Here is a 15,069-nt window from a genome sequence, read left to right on the forward strand (position 1 = left end):
CCGCCCGCCGTTTGAGTGCATGGCCGGCGGGCGCGCATTCAGACCATACGCGTCCACTTCGCGCCGGCACGTTCATTGCTGCGGGCCTGTCGTGGACTCCTTCGCATCAACGAGAGCAAACCGGTAGGATGACCGAAAGTAATGAATCAAATCGTTAGCGACTGCGACAGCCCATGTTGCGAAAGATGGAGTCAACAGTCGAATAGGCCAACTACGGTGCACGTCACGCAATGTGATTTCCGGTGGTAAGTTACGTAGATGCTCTGGCAAATGCTTCTCGGCAGGAGCAACTCGTGCAAACCCCTCGGCTTTGTAATGAACTAACTCGTTTCTTAGCTGAACCAACCGCACAAAATTGCTCCAGAGCGGCGCGGGAGGTGGCCATTGTTTACATAGGGCCGCACCAAGTAGATCCCATTTTTGAGTCAGTTCGGTAAAGCGCTGAAAATCGTATGCTCCGTCTAGAAGGGCTTGTGGTAACGTCATGGCACGCTCAGGTGCGGCTTCTTTCGCGAAATAGATCGTGGTGTTGATGAATGCTTCCAACGCACTAACGGCCAGCATCGCGCAAGCAATTGGCTCATTAACGGCGTCTTCCTGCTCAGCTGCTTGGGCGGCAAGCGACTCCGCCGCATTTAGATGCATGTTCGCCATATCCGGAAGTTCGAACATCTCAAACCAGCCATCATGGCCTCGCATCTCCGACCAGGCGATCCTTCTCCGGGATTCAGAAGTATTTCTCATTGCAAAATCGAGCTGGATTGGTGTCAGCCCAGCATCTTCCAAAGCCTCTTTAATTTCATCGACATCTTCGGATACGCCGCCGATTGGCATTCTCAATGCAATCGGCTCATGATCTGCTCGCCCGCAGCAATCAATGTAATTTTTGCCGGAATTGCACGCACAATCTGCCAACTTTCCGATGCCAATTTTATTCGCACCGGCGAACCGCCCTACTTCCTCAATTTGCTCTGAAATAGCACTGCATTTATCTAGAATATCGGGATTCTGTAATCGCTCGCCAATTGCCTTAGCCTCATTGTTGTATCGTCTTGCCTCCGTAAGTTGTAGCGCTTGTAGATAAATGCTCGCCATATTGCCAAGGGTGCTTGCGATTAGTCTTTCGTCACCGACGAAACGCGACAATTTAAGGTCTTTTCGTCCATACGCGATCGCCTTCTCAAAACGGCCGCGCGAAAAGTGGTGTAGGCTGAGCTGACAGAAATTCGTAGACGCTCCTTCTGCGTCGCCAATGGATATTTTTAAGTCACAGGCTTCCTCAAGAAGCCTTTCTCCGAGTTCGACCTCATCCTCTTTCTCGGATTTCAGCATAAAGCTTGCTAGATTGGACTTAGCCCTGATCAGATGCTCAAGCTCGCCTTTCGTCTCGAAGGACGCAGCAGCGCTGTTTGTAACCCGGATTGCATCCTTAATTCGCCCGGCAAGGTAATACGTCCGACCAGCCTCTAGTTCCCACCAACCTGAAGCTAAAGGGTTAGCGGAAGCGGGATGCGCGAAAACTTGATCGAAGAGGGCTGCTGCATCGTCATATTTGCCGAGCTGGGTAAGAGATACTGCCGTTAGAGACATAACCTGGACTACAGCTTCCGAACCCGAGCTTAGTTTGATCGCCTTCAAGAGTTCAAGCGCCTCATTATGATCGCCACGCCGTTGAACAACCCCGACCAAGGACAGAGAGGCATTGAGGCGATCGTCCTTGGTAGCGCGCTGATCTTGAAGTAATTGCCTGAGTGTCTGTTCGGCGCGATCACGCTCGCTTCGTTGGGCCTCAAGTCCTCTCCGACCGGCCTCAAGGATAAGTGAACTTATCCCCGTGTCTGTTGTCGTCGTATCGCGCCGCAAGCAACAATTCTTGTACTTTTTCCCGCTGCCACAATCGCACTTTTCGTTTCTGCCTTGCGCGGACATATGATTCCCTTATCCCGATATGCTAAGAAAACCTAAGGCCGGACCAAAATCCGCACAAGCAGATGCGTGAGTTTAGCCTTCGATTTTCCTCGTAATTGCTGCCTTGCTAGCTGATAAAATTTCTGGCTTCATCCTGTCCGACGCCGGTGAGCTGCTCGTGACTGATATGGCGCGCAGAACCGCCTTTACATGATCACTCTCGAAGCAAAAGCAGACATGCAGGCGAACGCCGTCTTGCGCCGTCATCTTTAAGCCGTGCGGAACGGTGCACTAGAGATGGCGGTTGTGACGAATGTCCAGAAAGGGCTGACCAGATTGGAAGATGGGTGCGGAAGCTTCCACCCTAGTTCGTATTAGCAAGTAAGATTTTGTTGCGCTTGGCCCGCAGCGAAATAATATCATTCTTTGAGCGGAAGGATAAAGCTAAGGATACACTTGACTATTTTTTCCGGTGTTAAGCGTTTTGGCGATTACGAACTAGGCGCGGCCGAATATTGTGACAGGACAGAGGCCGAAATTTGAAAAAGAGATGATAGATGCTTGTAAAGATGGTGCAACATGCGGTTGGTCAGGGTGGCTTGCATTGCGGGGAGTTGACGCTTGGACAAAAACCAGCTTCGCTGGGTCTATGATTGCGGGTCGAATCAGGTCGATGCATTGATACGAGAGGTTGGCTCAGTCGCCAGTGGCGGCGATATCGACCTGCTTTTTCTCTCACACTTTGACAGTGACCACGTTAACGGTGTCGATCTTTTACTGTCTCAGGTAAAAGTAAGACAGGTGGTATTGCCCTATCTAGATGAGGAAGCTGTAGTCGCGATCATCGCGCGTGATGCTGCCCGTGGCTCGTTAACTGGAGTATTTGTTGAGGCCGCAAGCGATCTGCCGCGTTGGTTTGGAAGCCGTGGCGTTGAGACCGTCACTTTCATCGAATACAGTGACGATGACGGTGTCGAAGGCCCAGACGTGCCTGGCGCGCCGGATGGAGGCGACGAGGGCGACATTACCTTGAAATGGACGGGCGGCAAGGAACCTATCCTGGCCTCTGGCACCACCGCTCAAACCGGCGAAGGTACCGCGCAACTGCAGAGAGTTTCTCCAGGAGCGGCTCTCGTTTTTACGACATGGGGCGGACTGCTCAACTGGGTGCTAGTCCCATATGCCCACAAACCTTCGGCTACTCTAATGAAAGCGTTCAATGACGCCCTGGATGCCGAATTCGGTAAGAGCATGGACAAGAAGACTATAGCTCAAATGGCGAAGGACCCGGCGATAAGAGCGAGGTTGCGCAATTGTTATGATGAGCTATGGGCCAATCACAACCTAATCTCCATGACGCTGTATTGCGGTCCAATAAAACCTGAAAAAATGAACATAGAAATTTGTACTTTCAAACAACATTCCTATTGGGACGGTACTCACGCTTGGTTCGCCGGTGGTGGGTGGATGCTCACTGGGGACGCGCATTTCGATGGTCTGCGCCGACGACAACGTTTTCTAAAGTTCTATCAACGATTCTTAGGACTGACTAACGTATTGATGCTTCCGCATCACGGATCGATCCACAACCATAGCAACGAGCTCTTGAATGCCATGCCGAAACTGCGCGTGGGCTTTGCCGCGGCCGGACCGAACAACTATGGGCATCCTCATAATGCAGTTCGTTATGCTGTCCGGGCCCAACCCCACGCCATTTTTCACCAAGTAGATGAGAGGCAATTCAGACAAATTGTGATGAAAGTCACGAAACGCTGATCAGGCCAATCTCGTGCCGCCGAGTTTTTGGAGAGACAGATTTGGATCGCAATCAACTAGATGAAATAATCAGCAAATGTCTACAAGAACTCTACGATCAGGGTGCCCAAAAATTAGCTCAAGACGTTGGTGAGCGGGCACCATCCGGGCGATTGGCTATGTTGATGGGCCTAGATTTCCGGAGTACAATGTGGACATTGAGTACAATCGGAAGGGACCCGGACTTGAACCGAAAGACATTAAGATGCCGGATGAGAACGGTGACTTGACGACTAATCGAGTTTTTCCGGATATCATTGTGCATGAACCTGGGCACAATCTTCGCAATCTACTGGCCGTTGAAGTGAAGAAATCCACCAACCCCGCCGGTGACGAACATGATCACGCGAAGTTGCAGGCGCTATGTGATCGACTGCGGTACCAAAACGGATTGTTCTTGCGTTTATCGACCGGGGCCAGGTTGCCGCATATCAGCGGTTCAACGCAACTGGTTCGAAAGACTGTGATCGGTGAGCTCTGAACGACGACTCCCAAGAAGCTGCGGTGAAGCAAAAACGGGTGTAACGAATGTCGGCTTTGGCCAGAATTGGCCAGGTTGCTCAGTACTGCCTATCACAGCAGAAGGCCGTCTTTGAGTACGATGCTGCCATCCATCGAATTCTCTCGGCGGTTAACCGCAATGCACTGCACGTTAGAACGATGCAGGTCGTTGCTAACTTGCGTCAGCGGCCTGTCAGTTGAAGAACTTTCGGAAAATGAACTTGAGCCAGCCGTATAGATCTCTGGTTTTCGGCCCCCCCGTTTCTCCAACGGGGAAATGCTGAGCCGCGGGCGGTCGCTTAAGAAGTCGATCCTTCTCCCGACCAGCCTCGATTGCAGCCCGTGACATCTTGTTCGCCCAAACTATCATCCCTCTATGGATAACGTAGTGCGAAGCGCAGGCAAAGTCGTGATTGCCGATCGATGGCCAGAGCGATGCATCGTCGCCGTGCATAGTTAACCTGTATTCGGTTGCAACAAGAGGCGTCGATACTTCCTCACCGCACCCGCACGCGCAATTGTGGAGCGCGACGCGGCACTCCCGCGAAACATACAAAACCCCGTCGTCGAGAGTTTCAGGGATCTCCGCCGTGAAGACAGTCCTCAGCCTGTCGACTCGCATCATATCGCAGCTCTGTTTGAGATATTGTTTCCCTCGATCATGTAAACCGAATTCATCTCATTACGCTCATCACGAAAATAGTCTGCCCACCGCTGCCATCGCATGATCGCCATGACTGCGTTTAGTGAGTTGACGGCCGCGATCTGGATATCCGTCCGATAGACATCGTCATCTTCTACATCATCGCCAAAGGGAAGCAGCCTCTCGACCTCGCGCCAGTCGGTGCCTGGAGGAATAAATGACGCTCTGGCGCATCCGTCAAGCCTTCCTTCCTCCAGGCCAACGCCGATCCCGGTGTCAACAAATGGAATCGACAACCGCACCAGCCCCGCAGCAATCTCGCGACGAGACGAACCTTTATCGATGCAGACAAAGACGAAGTCGAAGCCCGAGAGTTCGTCAACATTGCCGCATGTTATGCGGACCGGGTGGGGAGCGATGCCCTTGTGAATACGCGCGTAAACCTGCGCGTAGTAGTTCACCTTGAAAGGGAATTCCTTGAGTAGCTCCATTTCAGGTGAGCCAGGCGACCGGAACAGATTGTGATTAAGAAGCTGATCTCCGTCATACAAGTGGATCTCAGTGACCCATGTCTTGGCAAGAAGGTCGAGCAGGTAGGAGCCGGTGCCGCCAAGGCCGATGATGGCGACCCGCCCCATAAGCTTTCGGTTTACTGCGCCGATACGGTATCGGGCCGAGGCAGAGTCAGGGATTGCAAATGGGCTGTTGTCATTCGATATCAGCCCGCAGGCATGCGTTCTGGCGTTGGCCGTTCGGTCCAATGATCTCGCTGCACCACCGATCAATCCCTCGTAGGCCGATACCTTGTCATAGATATTCTCGTAGCGATGAGTGATCTCTGGCTTCGACGATAAGTAATAGTTAACATCGATGTCACCGAAGCGCTGCTGGGCGGCGCTGTGGACGATATTATTCATCGGCTTCCCATCGCGATGACATGGCATCCCACCTGCGAAATACATTGTGTGATCACCCTGCGGGGTCGATGTCAGTCCTGAGGACGCTTCAAGCGAGAGGGCGCAGGTGAGGACGCCGCGGGCCAGCGAGCCATCGACTGTCACATAAGGGATGCTACGGACAATCAAATGACCATTGCTCACCTCAAGCTCGAAGCCTTCGTCTTCGAGCTGTTTCAGAAACGGGTCACGACTTATCAGATCGGCGGACATTGAACACCATCCCATTCTTGACCATGATAGATTCACCCTCAACGAGATCGCCCTCTGCACCTCCGACCCCATGGAGATATGTCGTGGTGTAGTTGAAGTTTTCGAAGTCGGGATTCGGATAAGCAATCGCTGCGATTTCGCGATAGCTATGGCGACGCTTCTCAACGGTTCGCGGTCGCCCGTTGACTTTGATTGTCACGGTTTTGGGTTCGCGGCTCCGGACGCGCTCTACGCCCTTGCTGCTCAAATCGAGTTTGCCATCGACCGGGATGATCGAATCACCATCGCTATCGAGAACCAGTTCACGGTCCTCATCGATCTCCGCGTGAAGATAGATATCGGCGGCAGCGATTGCTGCCGCGCCCCATTCCCAACCACGCTCATCAACAGTGAAGTTGAAGACTCGATCGCTCTGGAAAGACAGGAATACCGCTGCCTCACCGTGGACAAACTTCACGTCATCCTCCAGGCCAATCGAGCGCCCGGATTTATCCACGATCTGTATCAGCACAAACTCACTAGCGGGCACTTTGCCCGCAGTCTCGCGAATCTGACTTCCGTCCATGACTTTATCGCCGGTGCTGTAAAGCGCGCCGTCGACGGTGAATTCATATTTCTTGTGATCTTTTACCATAACTGCGCTCCGTTCTCCGGCGACTCTTGATCGTGATTCGCTGTTGGACTACACTGCGATTCAGGTCCCGATGTGGACTAATCTATATCAGGACTAATTCGTAGATCAAGTCCAAATCGGGACTTTTGGGGAGAATTGCGCGTGGCTAATGTCGAACCCGTCGCCGTAGCGGCCGAAGGGCGATCATCGATTCCCGCAGTCATGGAGGCATTTCAAGGACTTGCGGAGTTGTGGGGCCTTTCAACCGAAGACCAACTTCTTCTACTCGGATCGCCCGGTCGATCTACCTTCTTTAAATGGAAAAAAGAAGGAGGCTCCATGCCACGAGACACCGTCGAGCGAGTCTCTCACCTGCTCGCGATCCATAAAGCCCTCGAGATTCTACTTCCCGATCACAGAGCTGCTGACACTTGGATCCGAAGACCAAACCATTTTTTCCGCGGGCAAAGCGCTCTCGATGTGATGCGCGGCGGCCAGGTGATGGATATATTCCGTGTCAGACAGTATGTGGACGCACAGCGTGGCGGCTAACTCTTTTATTGTGATCGATGTCAAGCAAACGTTCTTTACTCTCATTCCCTCGCGGTTTCCGACGATTGACGTTTTCGCGCGAGTAGCGAGCGATCGTAGCAAGGAGTTGGCTGAGATTGAGTCCCTGACCAATCCGCGCCTGAAAGAGCGTGAGCGCATTCTCAGGGGCGGCGCTGCGATTGTCGACGATAGCGCCCCACTCCTTCAGAACTGGAATCATGCCCCGTTCACATATCATAACCCTGAGGGCTCGCGGTTTTTCGGCCCCGAACATCCGGTGCTAGAATTATCTAACGACATTCAAACAGCCCTTTCTGTTTCTATACGGAAACGGGAAACATTCCTGTCTCGCACCGCCGAGGCACCGATTGGGCTTGAGATGCGAGAATTGTCGCGCGCCGTGAAAGGTCGGTTCGTTGACGGTCGAGATTGGGATCCGGGCCTTGATATAGAGACGAGGTTCAGGTGTGGTCAGGAGATTATGGCCGCAGGTTTCGACGGGCTGCTCTATCGGCCGCCAGAGCGAGCCACTGGTTTTTGCGTCTGCGTGCTTCGAGGTGAGGTTCTGGATCGAGCTGTTCAGGGCAACCACTTCAAGTTCGTATGGGATGGCAGGCACGTAAGTCGGATCTATTCCTTCGGCTCGGGTAAAGAATATGCACCCGACGACCTGCGGGGTAGCGAGCTCGTCATTGCGGCATAAGCTCGATGCCAAATATATATTCTCAGTTGCGCAGCCCGACATTTCAAATTTGTGGACTGCATCTCCAAGTTGGTCAGTTAAAACAAATCACTAAATTTTTTTCACCAGCGGTAGGTCTATCAAATCCACCAAATCTTTATTGATACCAAATCACCAATCTGCTTCCGCGCCATGCCGTTTACATTTTTCGCCTAAATACCGACGTTAACTCATTCATTGCCAGCACAAACCCGCACACTTCTATTCTTCCAGCATTTGCCATCACGCTTCATTTCTCCAAGATCGGAATGCGCATGGGTACTGCCCGGCGTCTTGTTCCACGCGCCGTTCGCGCCAGTTGTGTCAATGCCGATGAGTGCAAAGAACCCATTTGCCTCCATCACGAAGCTGCCGTCCATACTCCCGTAAGGCCCCCAATAGCATGCACCATCTATCGCTTTTCTTCCGTCGACTTCCAGAACGCAGCCCTTCCGATTTGGAGGTGTTTGCTTCGCAGAGGGATAATTGCTCGCCTTTTCGGCCGTTGGAGCAGCTTTGTTGAAGCACATTTGAAACTGAGCGAAAGGGGCGGTGGCATTGGCGAGGCTTATGGTTATCGTCTTGCCATCAAGGTCAGCGATTTCCAGTTTTTTGCCTTTCTTGCCTTCATCAAGGATTTGCGGTGAGAGTTCGTAGAAGCCGTGCCAGCCGAAATAGTCTTCTGGATGGCCGTTGGACATTTGCGCCGCCTTGTCATCGACCTGCCAAGACGCGCGAACAATGCCGTCAAAATTTCCATTCTCCACGAACGCAACGAAATCCTTGCCCGGTGCACCCATAAAGCCAACCGTTACGTCGTCCTGCTTGGCTTCCACAAAACAAGTATCGCCCCAATCCTCCTCGCGTTGTTCGAACGTCCACGATGATGTTGAGGCGGCGGTGGCTGCGGCTGACTTCGGCGGCGGGTTTTGAAGCATGACGCTGCGGTTTGCAGGCGCTTGCGCGGCTGTTCCGGCACCTTCGCCTGACGGTTGGGCAAATGGCGACGTGGACGAGGCCCCGGGGGCCTTAAACACTGATGGGGCAAGCTCGGTTAAGGTGGATATGCAGGTATCGAAGCCAGTCCCTAGCGCTATTGCCTCTTTATAGCTCATCACCGGCACAAGCCACGGCGGCTCATTTCCTTGGAAGGTGATTGCCAATGGCACCGGCTTGTTTGTCGAGATGGCTGTGCCCAGAATGGTGGTGATCTTGAAGCCACCCCCGTCTTCCGCAACGGTCTCGGGGATTTCGCCGTAAAGCTCATCGCCATTGACCACTTTTGAGACGAACTGAATGTTACCCGCCCATTCGGTGCCAATGCTGACATGGGTTGTCTGGCCAGCGGGCAGGTTCCAGTTTTGCTTGGTGACGCGCAGCCGAGGGACGATTTTGTCGATGCCGATCAGCGTGTATTCGAGCGCGACCGACTTCCCTGACCACGCCGTACTGCGAAAACCGCAAAATGCTTCATCGCCAAAAGGGTCTGGCGTCTTCAGTATGACCTGCCAGCTATTACCCTTGTGGTAGGAGTGTTCTCCGGCCACGGCAGGCGTAGAGATTGAACCTGCGACAGCAGCGCTCAGGCTAAGTACGGTAAGAAGTAGTCCAGCATTCTTGGTCATGATGGTTTTTCCATGGGGTTGGCGGCGGTTCGGCGCTCTCCAGAAAACTGGTCGCTGCCGATGATGCCTGCCTTCATCGTTTCAAATTCCTCGTCGGTGATCGCACCTGAAGAGCGCAGTGCCGCGAGTTTTTCGATGCGATCAATCTGTTGATCCGAGTCAGAGGAGGCCCAAGGCGGGGCAGGGCGCTGATCGCGGGTCCCGATAGAGTCAGTTGCGGCATGCGCCGACGGGGTGCTCCCGATCACGATGAATGCAACGATCCCAACGAGCGGTATTAGGCAGGTCAGCACAAGCCAGCCGCTTTTCTCAAGGTCATGCAGACGCCTGACGATAACGGCGAGCGATGGAACATAGTGGCCCATGACGATCAATGCGGAAACGAGAGGCTGCGGCTCGCGTGGCCCGGCAATGGCCACGTCGATCATCAGTCCGCCGATGGCTAAGCCCAGCAACACGAGGTGGTGGTACCAAAATTCCTTTCGTGTGGATCGGCCCGAAAAGGTGGCGTAGCGACGCAGGGCGTCAAGGTAGGCGCTCATGAATATCCCCGTGTATCCCTGATTGTTGTCCGAGTGCGCTTAGCGTCTTCACACCACGGGCTGGTTTTTCTTCCGCTTGGTCGAGCGCCACGTGAAGAAGCCCATGACGGTGAGCAGGAGGGCGATGACGCCCCAAACCGACATATCCCCGAAGGTGCCTTGCGACGACGCGATAAAGGCCATCAGCGCCGATACGAGGAAGATGATGGCACCCACTAGCGGCAGGCCGAAGGAGAACGCGCCACCGATCACCAACAGTACGCCGGTGAGCATGCCGACCGCGCCGGCGCTGCCTGTGGCTTGATCGTTCAGCAGCCCGCTTCCCGCCGTGACTGCGCATGATTGCAGCAGCACCAACAAGCCGAGGAAGAGCCCGATAATTCCAACTGCGATTTTCATGAATACCCCCTTAAGTGAAGTGATCGAGTCAATGCTCGTTTAAGATTTAATATGGGACTGTTGGTCCGTCGATTGTCAAGCCGTGAATATGGCCTTCTGCGCTCATGGATGTTCGCAAAACAATCGGTTGGAACTTACGACGCCTGCGCGTCGACAAAGGCCTCTCGCAAGAACGGCTGGCTTTAGAGGCTGGTATTGACAGGTCGTATGTTGGGCGAGTCGAACGCGGTATGGAAAACGTGACTGTTTCCACGCTTGAAGCGATATCGCTCACCCTTGATGTCCACGTATCGGAGCTCTTTGCGGCCGTTGACGACAAGTTGGCTTCGCCCAAGCCATTGAGAGCAGGGCGAAAGCCGAAGGCTGGGTAGCACCCACGGATACAGCCGCCACGGCTCAATACTCATCTGCCCGCATGACGGTGAGCACCCGGCAGGTTACATCGTCATCTGCTGGATCGGATGATCCGAATTGCAGGTCAGAGTCGTAATAGTAGATCTTCCAAAAGAACACGGCGTCTTCAAGCGTGACCGCACCAAAATCGTGCTCGCCGTAAGGGTCGTTGTCTGGCGAGAAATCATCGAACGTCTGCACCGCCACTATGACCGCTCGCCGTTGTTCGTCGCTGAGGTTTGTGACTCCCGGCGTCAGCAGCACTCGTCCGCCGGAGAAGCTTTTTCGAAAGGCGTCGTTTTTATCGCGGATGGCTGCGGCCCGATTGGCCGCATCCTCGCTGTGGTTCTGTTTCAAAGCGCAGCCCATGACGATCACTTCTCGACATAGGCAGGGTGAATGAGGGCCACCTGATCGACGCGGCGGGTGAAAGGCAGCATGTCGAGATAATCGCGCCACTTGAGGCGAAGCCCTGTGTCGCCCTCGATCTTGATGACGGTGGCTTCATACCACCCCTCCAAAGGGCCTTCAGTCGCCAGCACGAGGCTGCCCACCGTCAACTGGTCCCAGCTTTCGGGCATATTTTTGGGCGGAACAGGGTAGCCCGTTTCGGGCGCGGGGTTGTCCGGTACCACACGCGGCTGCTCCAGCCGTTCGCGCTCCTCATCGGACAGGTGGGCGGCGATGGCCTGATAGAGGTCTTGCTTCACAAACGGCACGAAGGCCTTGCCGCTATCGAACAGCTTGCCCTGCGGCAACCGGCCAAGAAACGCCCTGAGTTCGTCGCCTTCCACCTTGAGCGCCACCATGCCCATCAGTTCGGCGGCTTTCTCTGCGGCGCGGGTGTCGGTGGCGGGAAAGAATGAGGCGTGGGGCCTGCCGTTGTCGTCACGGCCTAGGATGATGACAGGGCAGGGCAGGGTGACGGCAGGGGTGGCGAGTAAGGCGGTGGTCGTGGGTGTAGGGGTTGAAACGTTCATGGTTGCAGCTCTCCAAAACAAGAAGAGGGGCCAAACGGCCCCTCACACCGACAGTAGCATCGGCTGCGTAATAGTATATCATAACAACTTAGGATTGTCAAATTTGTCGACCGATGCGCTTTTTGAGAGTGACAACCTAAAATTTACAACAGCTGATATACGAGTCCTTTCAGTGGCGTTCATTTTCAAATGATGGCGTCGTCAGAGCGAAAAAATAAGGCTCCACCATTGGCCCGATTGCAGCAACGTCCCTTACTTGGAATCCTCATAAATCCCCTTGGCAAGAACATCGGGGGCTTGGAGCTGAATAAGCAGGATCTATCGCTTTTGAGGCGCGATCAAATGTCGTCAGTGTCCCTGCAAACAATCACATCGCCACCAGTCGTCTACAAGAACTGGCTCGGAGCCAGTTTAAGCATTTCGCTATCGGGATCGGAGGATGCTGTTCTCAAGGGGACTAGGCATTCCGAAGCTCTGGCCTTTGCAGAAGAGGTGAAAAAGGCTTGGGTTGCGGTCAATCTTGACCTGTTCAAGACGGAAGAAGCACGCATATCTCGAATTCATGACGCCATTGTCGGCTTGTCCCAACCAACTCATTACCCCGCTGCATGCATTCTTTCTCCATTATTGAATGAAGCAACGGCCCTTGATGCGAAGATTTTGTCGAAGCTTCAGCCTAAGGCAATAGGCCCTGACGCGACTGCACGGGTCGATCTTGTTAGACAGTTCGCCGCGCACCCTGGAGCATTGAGGAAGACCGCGGCCGAAACTTTTGTCGCGTCCAGTCTTGAGCGCTGGAAAGAATTTTTCGATACCATTGAGAGCAAACCGTTGACGCCTGAGCAGCGCCTGTCTGTGGTCGTTGATGAAGATGCGACATTGGTTCTTGCGGGGGCTGGCTCTGGCAAAACCAGTGTCATCACCGCCAAGGCGGCATATCTCGTGAAAGCAGGTATACGACGGCCGGACGAAATCCTGCTCCTGGCATTTGCCAAGGATGCGGCGGCGGAAATGTCGAAACGCGTAAGCGAGAGGTCCGGCGTGCCGATCAAGGCACAGACGTTTCACGCACTTGCGTATGGAATAATCGGCAAGGTGGAGGGCTCAAAACCCGCCCTAGCCCCTCAAGCCAGCGACGATTTACTTTTCGTCAATGTCATCAAGCAGATCCTCATGGAACTGTTTTTCAAGCTGACAGAGGTCGCAAAGGCCGTCATTCAATGGTTCTCCCATTTCTTGGTCGAGCCCAAGACGGAATGGGATTTCAAGACGAAGCATGACTTCTACAAGCACATCGAGCAGCAGGACCTTCGAACACTCCAAGGCGAAACTGTCAAAAGTTATGAGGAATTGCAGATCGCCAATTGGCTCTACGAAAATGGGGTAGAGTACGAATATGAGCCCAATTACGAGCACAAGGTTCCCACTGGAGGTCGCCGAGATTATTGTCCGGATTTTCGATTGACGGAAAGCGGCGTTTACATCGAGCATTTCGGTGTTAGACGACAGAGAATGCCTGATGGCAATGACCGGCTTTTCACCGCTCCCTTTATAGATTGCGACGAATATCTCCGGGGTATGACGTGGAAACGACAGGTCCATGCTGAAAACCAAACGACCCTCATCGAAACCTACAGCTACGAACGGCAGGAGGGTACTCTACTATCCGGGCTTGCGAAAAAGCTGTCACCGCACGTTGCCCTGCAACCCCGACCCCTTGAAACGATTTTTGATCGCGTCGTGCAGTTGAGACAGGTTGATAGCTTTTCCCATCTCCTCACGGCTTTCCTTCGAAAATTCAAAGGCGGCGGATATAGTCTAGCGGATTGCGAAGCCAAGTCCGTTCGGATGAAGTTTGCCCCTCGCGCCAAGGCGTTTCTTGCGGTCTTTGAACCGGTTTATCAGGAATATCAGAGGCGGCTTGATGGGCGTATCGACTTTGAGGACATGGTTCTGAGAGCGGCACGTTATGTTGAGACAGGCCGATATGTCAGTCCTTTTCGCCATATCCTTGTTGATGAATTCCAGGATATTTCACAAGGTCGCGCGAAATTGGTGAAGGCTCTGAAGGCTCAGCATCGGGATGCGCGTATTTTCGCGGTTGGTGACGACTGGCAATCGATCTTCCGCTTTGCAGGCTCTGATATTCATCTCATGCGGTATTTCGGCGATGAGTTCGGCGGAACATTCAATGGTGAAACTGGCGTGCATAGAACAGTTGATCTCGGTCGCACCTTCCGCTCTGTTGACCAGATCGCGTTGGCGGCAAAAACGTTTGTATTGAAGAATCCTGCGCAGATATCAAAAAACATCATACCGGCGGGTAAGGCAACCGAACCCGCCATTAATATCGTGATGACGCAGAAGAACCGGGAGGACAAAGCGCTTCGCGACTTGCTTTCCGACATATCTGGAAAGGCTTCACGTGAAGCTCAAACCAGTGTTTTGCTGCTGGGTCGATATCGTTCGATCAAGCCAGATATCGCCACGCTGCAACCTCAGTTTCCGAAGCTGCGCATTAGTTTTAAAACGATACACGCGTCGAAAGGTCTTGAGGCTGACCATGTAATTCTGTTGAAAGCAGATAGTGGTCGAATGGGTTTCCCATCGGAAATGGTCGATGATCCTCTGCTCAGCTTGGTCTCCCCCGAGCAGGAACCATTCGAATATGCGGAGGAGCGACGGGTGATGTACGTCGCAATGACGCGTGCCCGCCACACGTTGACGATCCTTGCATCTGAGGCAAAACCATCCTCATTCGTCATGGAACTGATGCAGGAGCCAGCATATGCCTCTAAGGTCGTTTCAGGCGAAGAAGCGGTTGTGTATGGCTGCAGAGAGTGTGGGGGCCGTTTATTATCGTCGCAGAGTCAGGCTGGCCGCAGCTTCCATAGCTGTGAGCATACAAGTCACTGTAAAAACTGGCTTCCTGCCTGCTCCGCTTGCGGCAGCGCGATACCCGAGAGAAGCAATGGCTCAGCTGAAGCGCGTTGCCGTTGTGGCCAAGTCTACCCCGCATGCAATGAATGCCAAAGCGGATGGATGGTTGAGCGGAGCGGCAAGTATGGAAAATTTCTCAGGTGCGTTAGATACAAAGTGTGTGATGGGAAAGCACGGATTAAGGCTTCTGGCGCACCGGGTGAAAAGCGAGCCCAACCATCTAGGACCCGCCGCCCACGCCAATCGCCCGACCCCATCTAGTGCTGCG

At 53.6% G+C, this 15,069-nt stretch carries 15 protein-coding genes; 6 read left to right on the forward strand and 9 right to left on the reverse strand.

What is annotated here, in order from left to right:
- Window positions 1–72 precede the first annotated feature (72 nt).
- Complete coding sequence (locus AGR7B_RS01990; RefSeq protein ID WP_080855905.1) at window positions 73–1,929, reverse strand: SEC-C metal-binding domain-containing protein; 1,857 nt, start codon at window positions 1,927–1,929, stop codon at window positions 73–75.
- 600 nt (window positions 1,930–2,529) lie between these two features.
- Here AGR7B_RS01990 and AGR7B_RS01995 point away from each other — a divergent pair.
- Both AGR7B_RS01995 and AGR7B_RS02000 read left to right on the forward strand, forming a co-directional pair.
- Window positions 2,530–3,684 carry an MBL fold metallo-hydrolase gene (locus AGR7B_RS01995; RefSeq protein WP_080855906.1) on the forward strand — a complete coding sequence of 385 codons (1,155 nt, stop codon included), beginning with the start codon at window positions 2,530–2,532 and terminating at the stop codon, window positions 3,682–3,684.
- 190 nt (window positions 3,685–3,874) lie between these two features.
- Window positions 3,875–4,204 carry a hypothetical protein gene (locus AGR7B_RS02000; protein WP_080855907.1) on the forward strand — a complete coding sequence of 110 codons (330 nt, stop codon included), beginning with the start codon at window positions 3,875–3,877 and terminating at the stop codon, window positions 4,202–4,204.
- A gap of 213 nt (window positions 4,205–4,417) precedes the next feature.
- Here AGR7B_RS02000 and AGR7B_RS26135 read toward each other — a convergent pair whose 3' ends face one another.
- The 3 genes from AGR7B_RS26135 to AGR7B_RS02015 are packed head-to-tail and all read right to left on the reverse strand — an operon-like array spanning window position 4,418 to window position 6,670.
- Window positions 4,418–4,849: a ubiquitination-like system serine protease family protein gene (locus tag AGR7B_RS26135; protein ID WP_080855908.1), complete on the reverse strand. Its 432-nt coding sequence runs from the start codon at window positions 4,847–4,849 to the stop codon at window positions 4,418–4,420.
- Window positions 4,846–6,036 carry a ThiF family adenylyltransferase gene (locus AGR7B_RS02010; protein ID WP_080855909.1) on the reverse strand — a complete coding sequence of 397 codons (1,191 nt, stop codon included), beginning with the start codon at window positions 6,034–6,036 and terminating at the stop codon, window positions 4,846–4,848. The genes AGR7B_RS26135 and AGR7B_RS02010 overlap by 4 nt, the downstream gene beginning before the upstream one ends.
- Complete coding sequence (locus AGR7B_RS02015) at window positions 6,011–6,670, reverse strand: multiubiquitin domain-containing protein (protein ID WP_080855910.1); 660 nt, start codon at window positions 6,668–6,670, stop codon at window positions 6,011–6,013. Before AGR7B_RS02015 ends, AGR7B_RS02010 begins: the two co-directional genes overlap by 26 nt.
- Before the next feature lie 141 nt (window positions 6,671–6,811).
- Here AGR7B_RS02015 and AGR7B_RS02020 point away from each other — a divergent pair, with 141 nt between their 5' ends.
- Complete coding sequence (locus tag AGR7B_RS02020; protein WP_080855911.1) at window positions 6,812–7,201, forward strand: MbcA/ParS/Xre antitoxin family protein; 390 nt, start codon at window positions 6,812–6,814, stop codon at window positions 7,199–7,201.
- Window positions 7,191–7,904: an RES family NAD+ phosphorylase gene (locus AGR7B_RS02025; protein ID WP_245317685.1), complete on the forward strand. Its 714-nt coding sequence runs from the start codon at window positions 7,191–7,193 to the stop codon at window positions 7,902–7,904. The genes AGR7B_RS02020 and AGR7B_RS02025 overlap by 11 nt, the downstream gene beginning before the upstream one ends.
- Before the next feature lie 209 nt (window positions 7,905–8,113).
- Here the strand turns inward: AGR7B_RS02025 and AGR7B_RS02030 are convergent, their stop codons facing one another.
- Genes AGR7B_RS02030 through AGR7B_RS02040 form a run of 3 tightly spaced genes read right to left on the reverse strand, consistent with a single transcriptional unit; the run spans window position 8,114 to window position 10,488 of the window.
- Window positions 8,114–9,547, reverse strand: a complete 1,434-nt coding sequence (locus tag AGR7B_RS02030) for a hypothetical protein (protein WP_080855913.1) — start codon at window positions 9,545–9,547, stop codon at window positions 8,114–8,116.
- On the reverse strand, window positions 9,544–10,089 hold the full coding sequence (locus tag AGR7B_RS02035; RefSeq protein WP_080855914.1) for a DUF805 domain-containing protein: 546 nt from the start codon (window positions 10,087–10,089) through the stop codon (window positions 9,544–9,546). The genes AGR7B_RS02030 and AGR7B_RS02035 overlap by 4 nt, the downstream gene beginning before the upstream one ends.
- Before the next feature lie 48 nt (window positions 10,090–10,137).
- A complete protein-coding gene (locus AGR7B_RS02040) occupies window positions 10,138–10,488 on the reverse strand; it encodes a hypothetical protein (RefSeq protein ID WP_080855915.1) in 351 nt (116 codons plus the stop codon).
- 104 nt (window positions 10,489–10,592) lie between these two features.
- Between AGR7B_RS02040 and AGR7B_RS02045 the strand changes: the two genes are divergently transcribed.
- Window positions 10,593–10,859, forward strand: a complete 267-nt coding sequence (locus AGR7B_RS02045; RefSeq protein WP_080855916.1) for a helix-turn-helix domain-containing protein — start codon at window positions 10,593–10,595, stop codon at window positions 10,857–10,859.
- Window positions 10,860–10,884: 25 nt separating this feature from the next.
- Here the strand turns inward: AGR7B_RS02045 and AGR7B_RS02050 are convergent, their stop codons facing one another.
- Entirely contained in the window at window positions 10,885–11,250 is a 366-nt protein-coding gene (locus AGR7B_RS02050; protein WP_080855917.1) for a DUF3768 domain-containing protein, read from the reverse strand.
- A gap of 5 nt (window positions 11,251–11,255) precedes the next feature.
- Entirely contained in the window at window positions 11,256–11,861 is a 606-nt protein-coding gene (locus AGR7B_RS02055; RefSeq protein WP_080855918.1) for a hypothetical protein, read from the reverse strand.
- 297 nt (window positions 11,862–12,158) lie between these two features.
- Between AGR7B_RS02055 and AGR7B_RS02065 the strand changes: the two genes are divergently transcribed.
- Window positions 12,159–15,062: a UvrD-helicase domain-containing protein gene (locus AGR7B_RS02065; protein ID WP_245317686.1), complete on the forward strand. Its 2,904-nt coding sequence runs from the start codon at window positions 12,159–12,161 to the stop codon at window positions 15,060–15,062.
- Window positions 15,063–15,069 lie beyond the last annotated feature (7 nt).

The sequence above is a fragment of the Agrobacterium deltaense RV3 genome, assembly GCF_900013505.1.
Classification (GTDB): Bacteria; Pseudomonadota; Alphaproteobacteria; order Rhizobiales; family Rhizobiaceae; genus Agrobacterium; species Agrobacterium leguminum.

What these genes read in the sequence shown, in the direction of transcription:
- AGR7B_RS01990 (WP_080855905.1), bottom strand. Translation starts at nt 1,929, where the DNA reads ATGTCCGCGCAAGGCAGAAACGAAAAGTGCGATTGTGGCAGCGGGAAA.
- AGR7B_RS26135 (WP_080855908.1), bottom strand. Translation starts at nt 4,849, where the DNA reads ATGATGCGAGTCGACAGGCTGAGGACTGTCTTCACGGCGGAGATCCCT.
- AGR7B_RS02010 (WP_080855909.1), bottom strand. Translation starts at nt 6,036, where the DNA reads ATGTCCGCCGATCTGATAAGTCGTGACCCGTTTCTGAAACAGCTCGAA.
- AGR7B_RS02015 (WP_080855910.1), bottom strand. Translation starts at nt 6,670, where the DNA reads ATGGTAAAAGATCACAAGAAATATGAATTCACCGTCGACGGCGCGCTT.
- AGR7B_RS02030 (WP_080855913.1), bottom strand. Translation starts at nt 9,547, where the DNA reads ATGACCAAGAATGCTGGACTACTTCTTACCGTACTTAGCCTGAGCGCT.
- AGR7B_RS02035 (WP_080855914.1), bottom strand. Translation starts at nt 10,089, where the DNA reads ATGAGCGCCTACCTTGACGCCCTGCGTCGCTACGCCACCTTTTCGGGC.
- AGR7B_RS02040 (WP_080855915.1), bottom strand. Translation starts at nt 10,488, where the DNA reads ATGAAAATCGCAGTTGGAATTATCGGGCTCTTCCTCGGCTTGTTGGTG.
- AGR7B_RS02045 (WP_080855916.1), top strand. Translation starts at nt 10,593, where the DNA reads ATGGATGTTCGCAAAACAATCGGTTGGAACTTACGACGCCTGCGCGTC.
- AGR7B_RS02050 (WP_080855917.1), bottom strand. Translation starts at nt 11,250, where the DNA reads ATGGGCTGCGCTTTGAAACAGAACCACAGCGAGGATGCGGCCAATCGG.
- AGR7B_RS02055 (WP_080855918.1), bottom strand. Translation starts at nt 11,861, where the DNA reads ATGAACGTTTCAACCCCTACACCCACGACCACCGCCTTACTCGCCACC.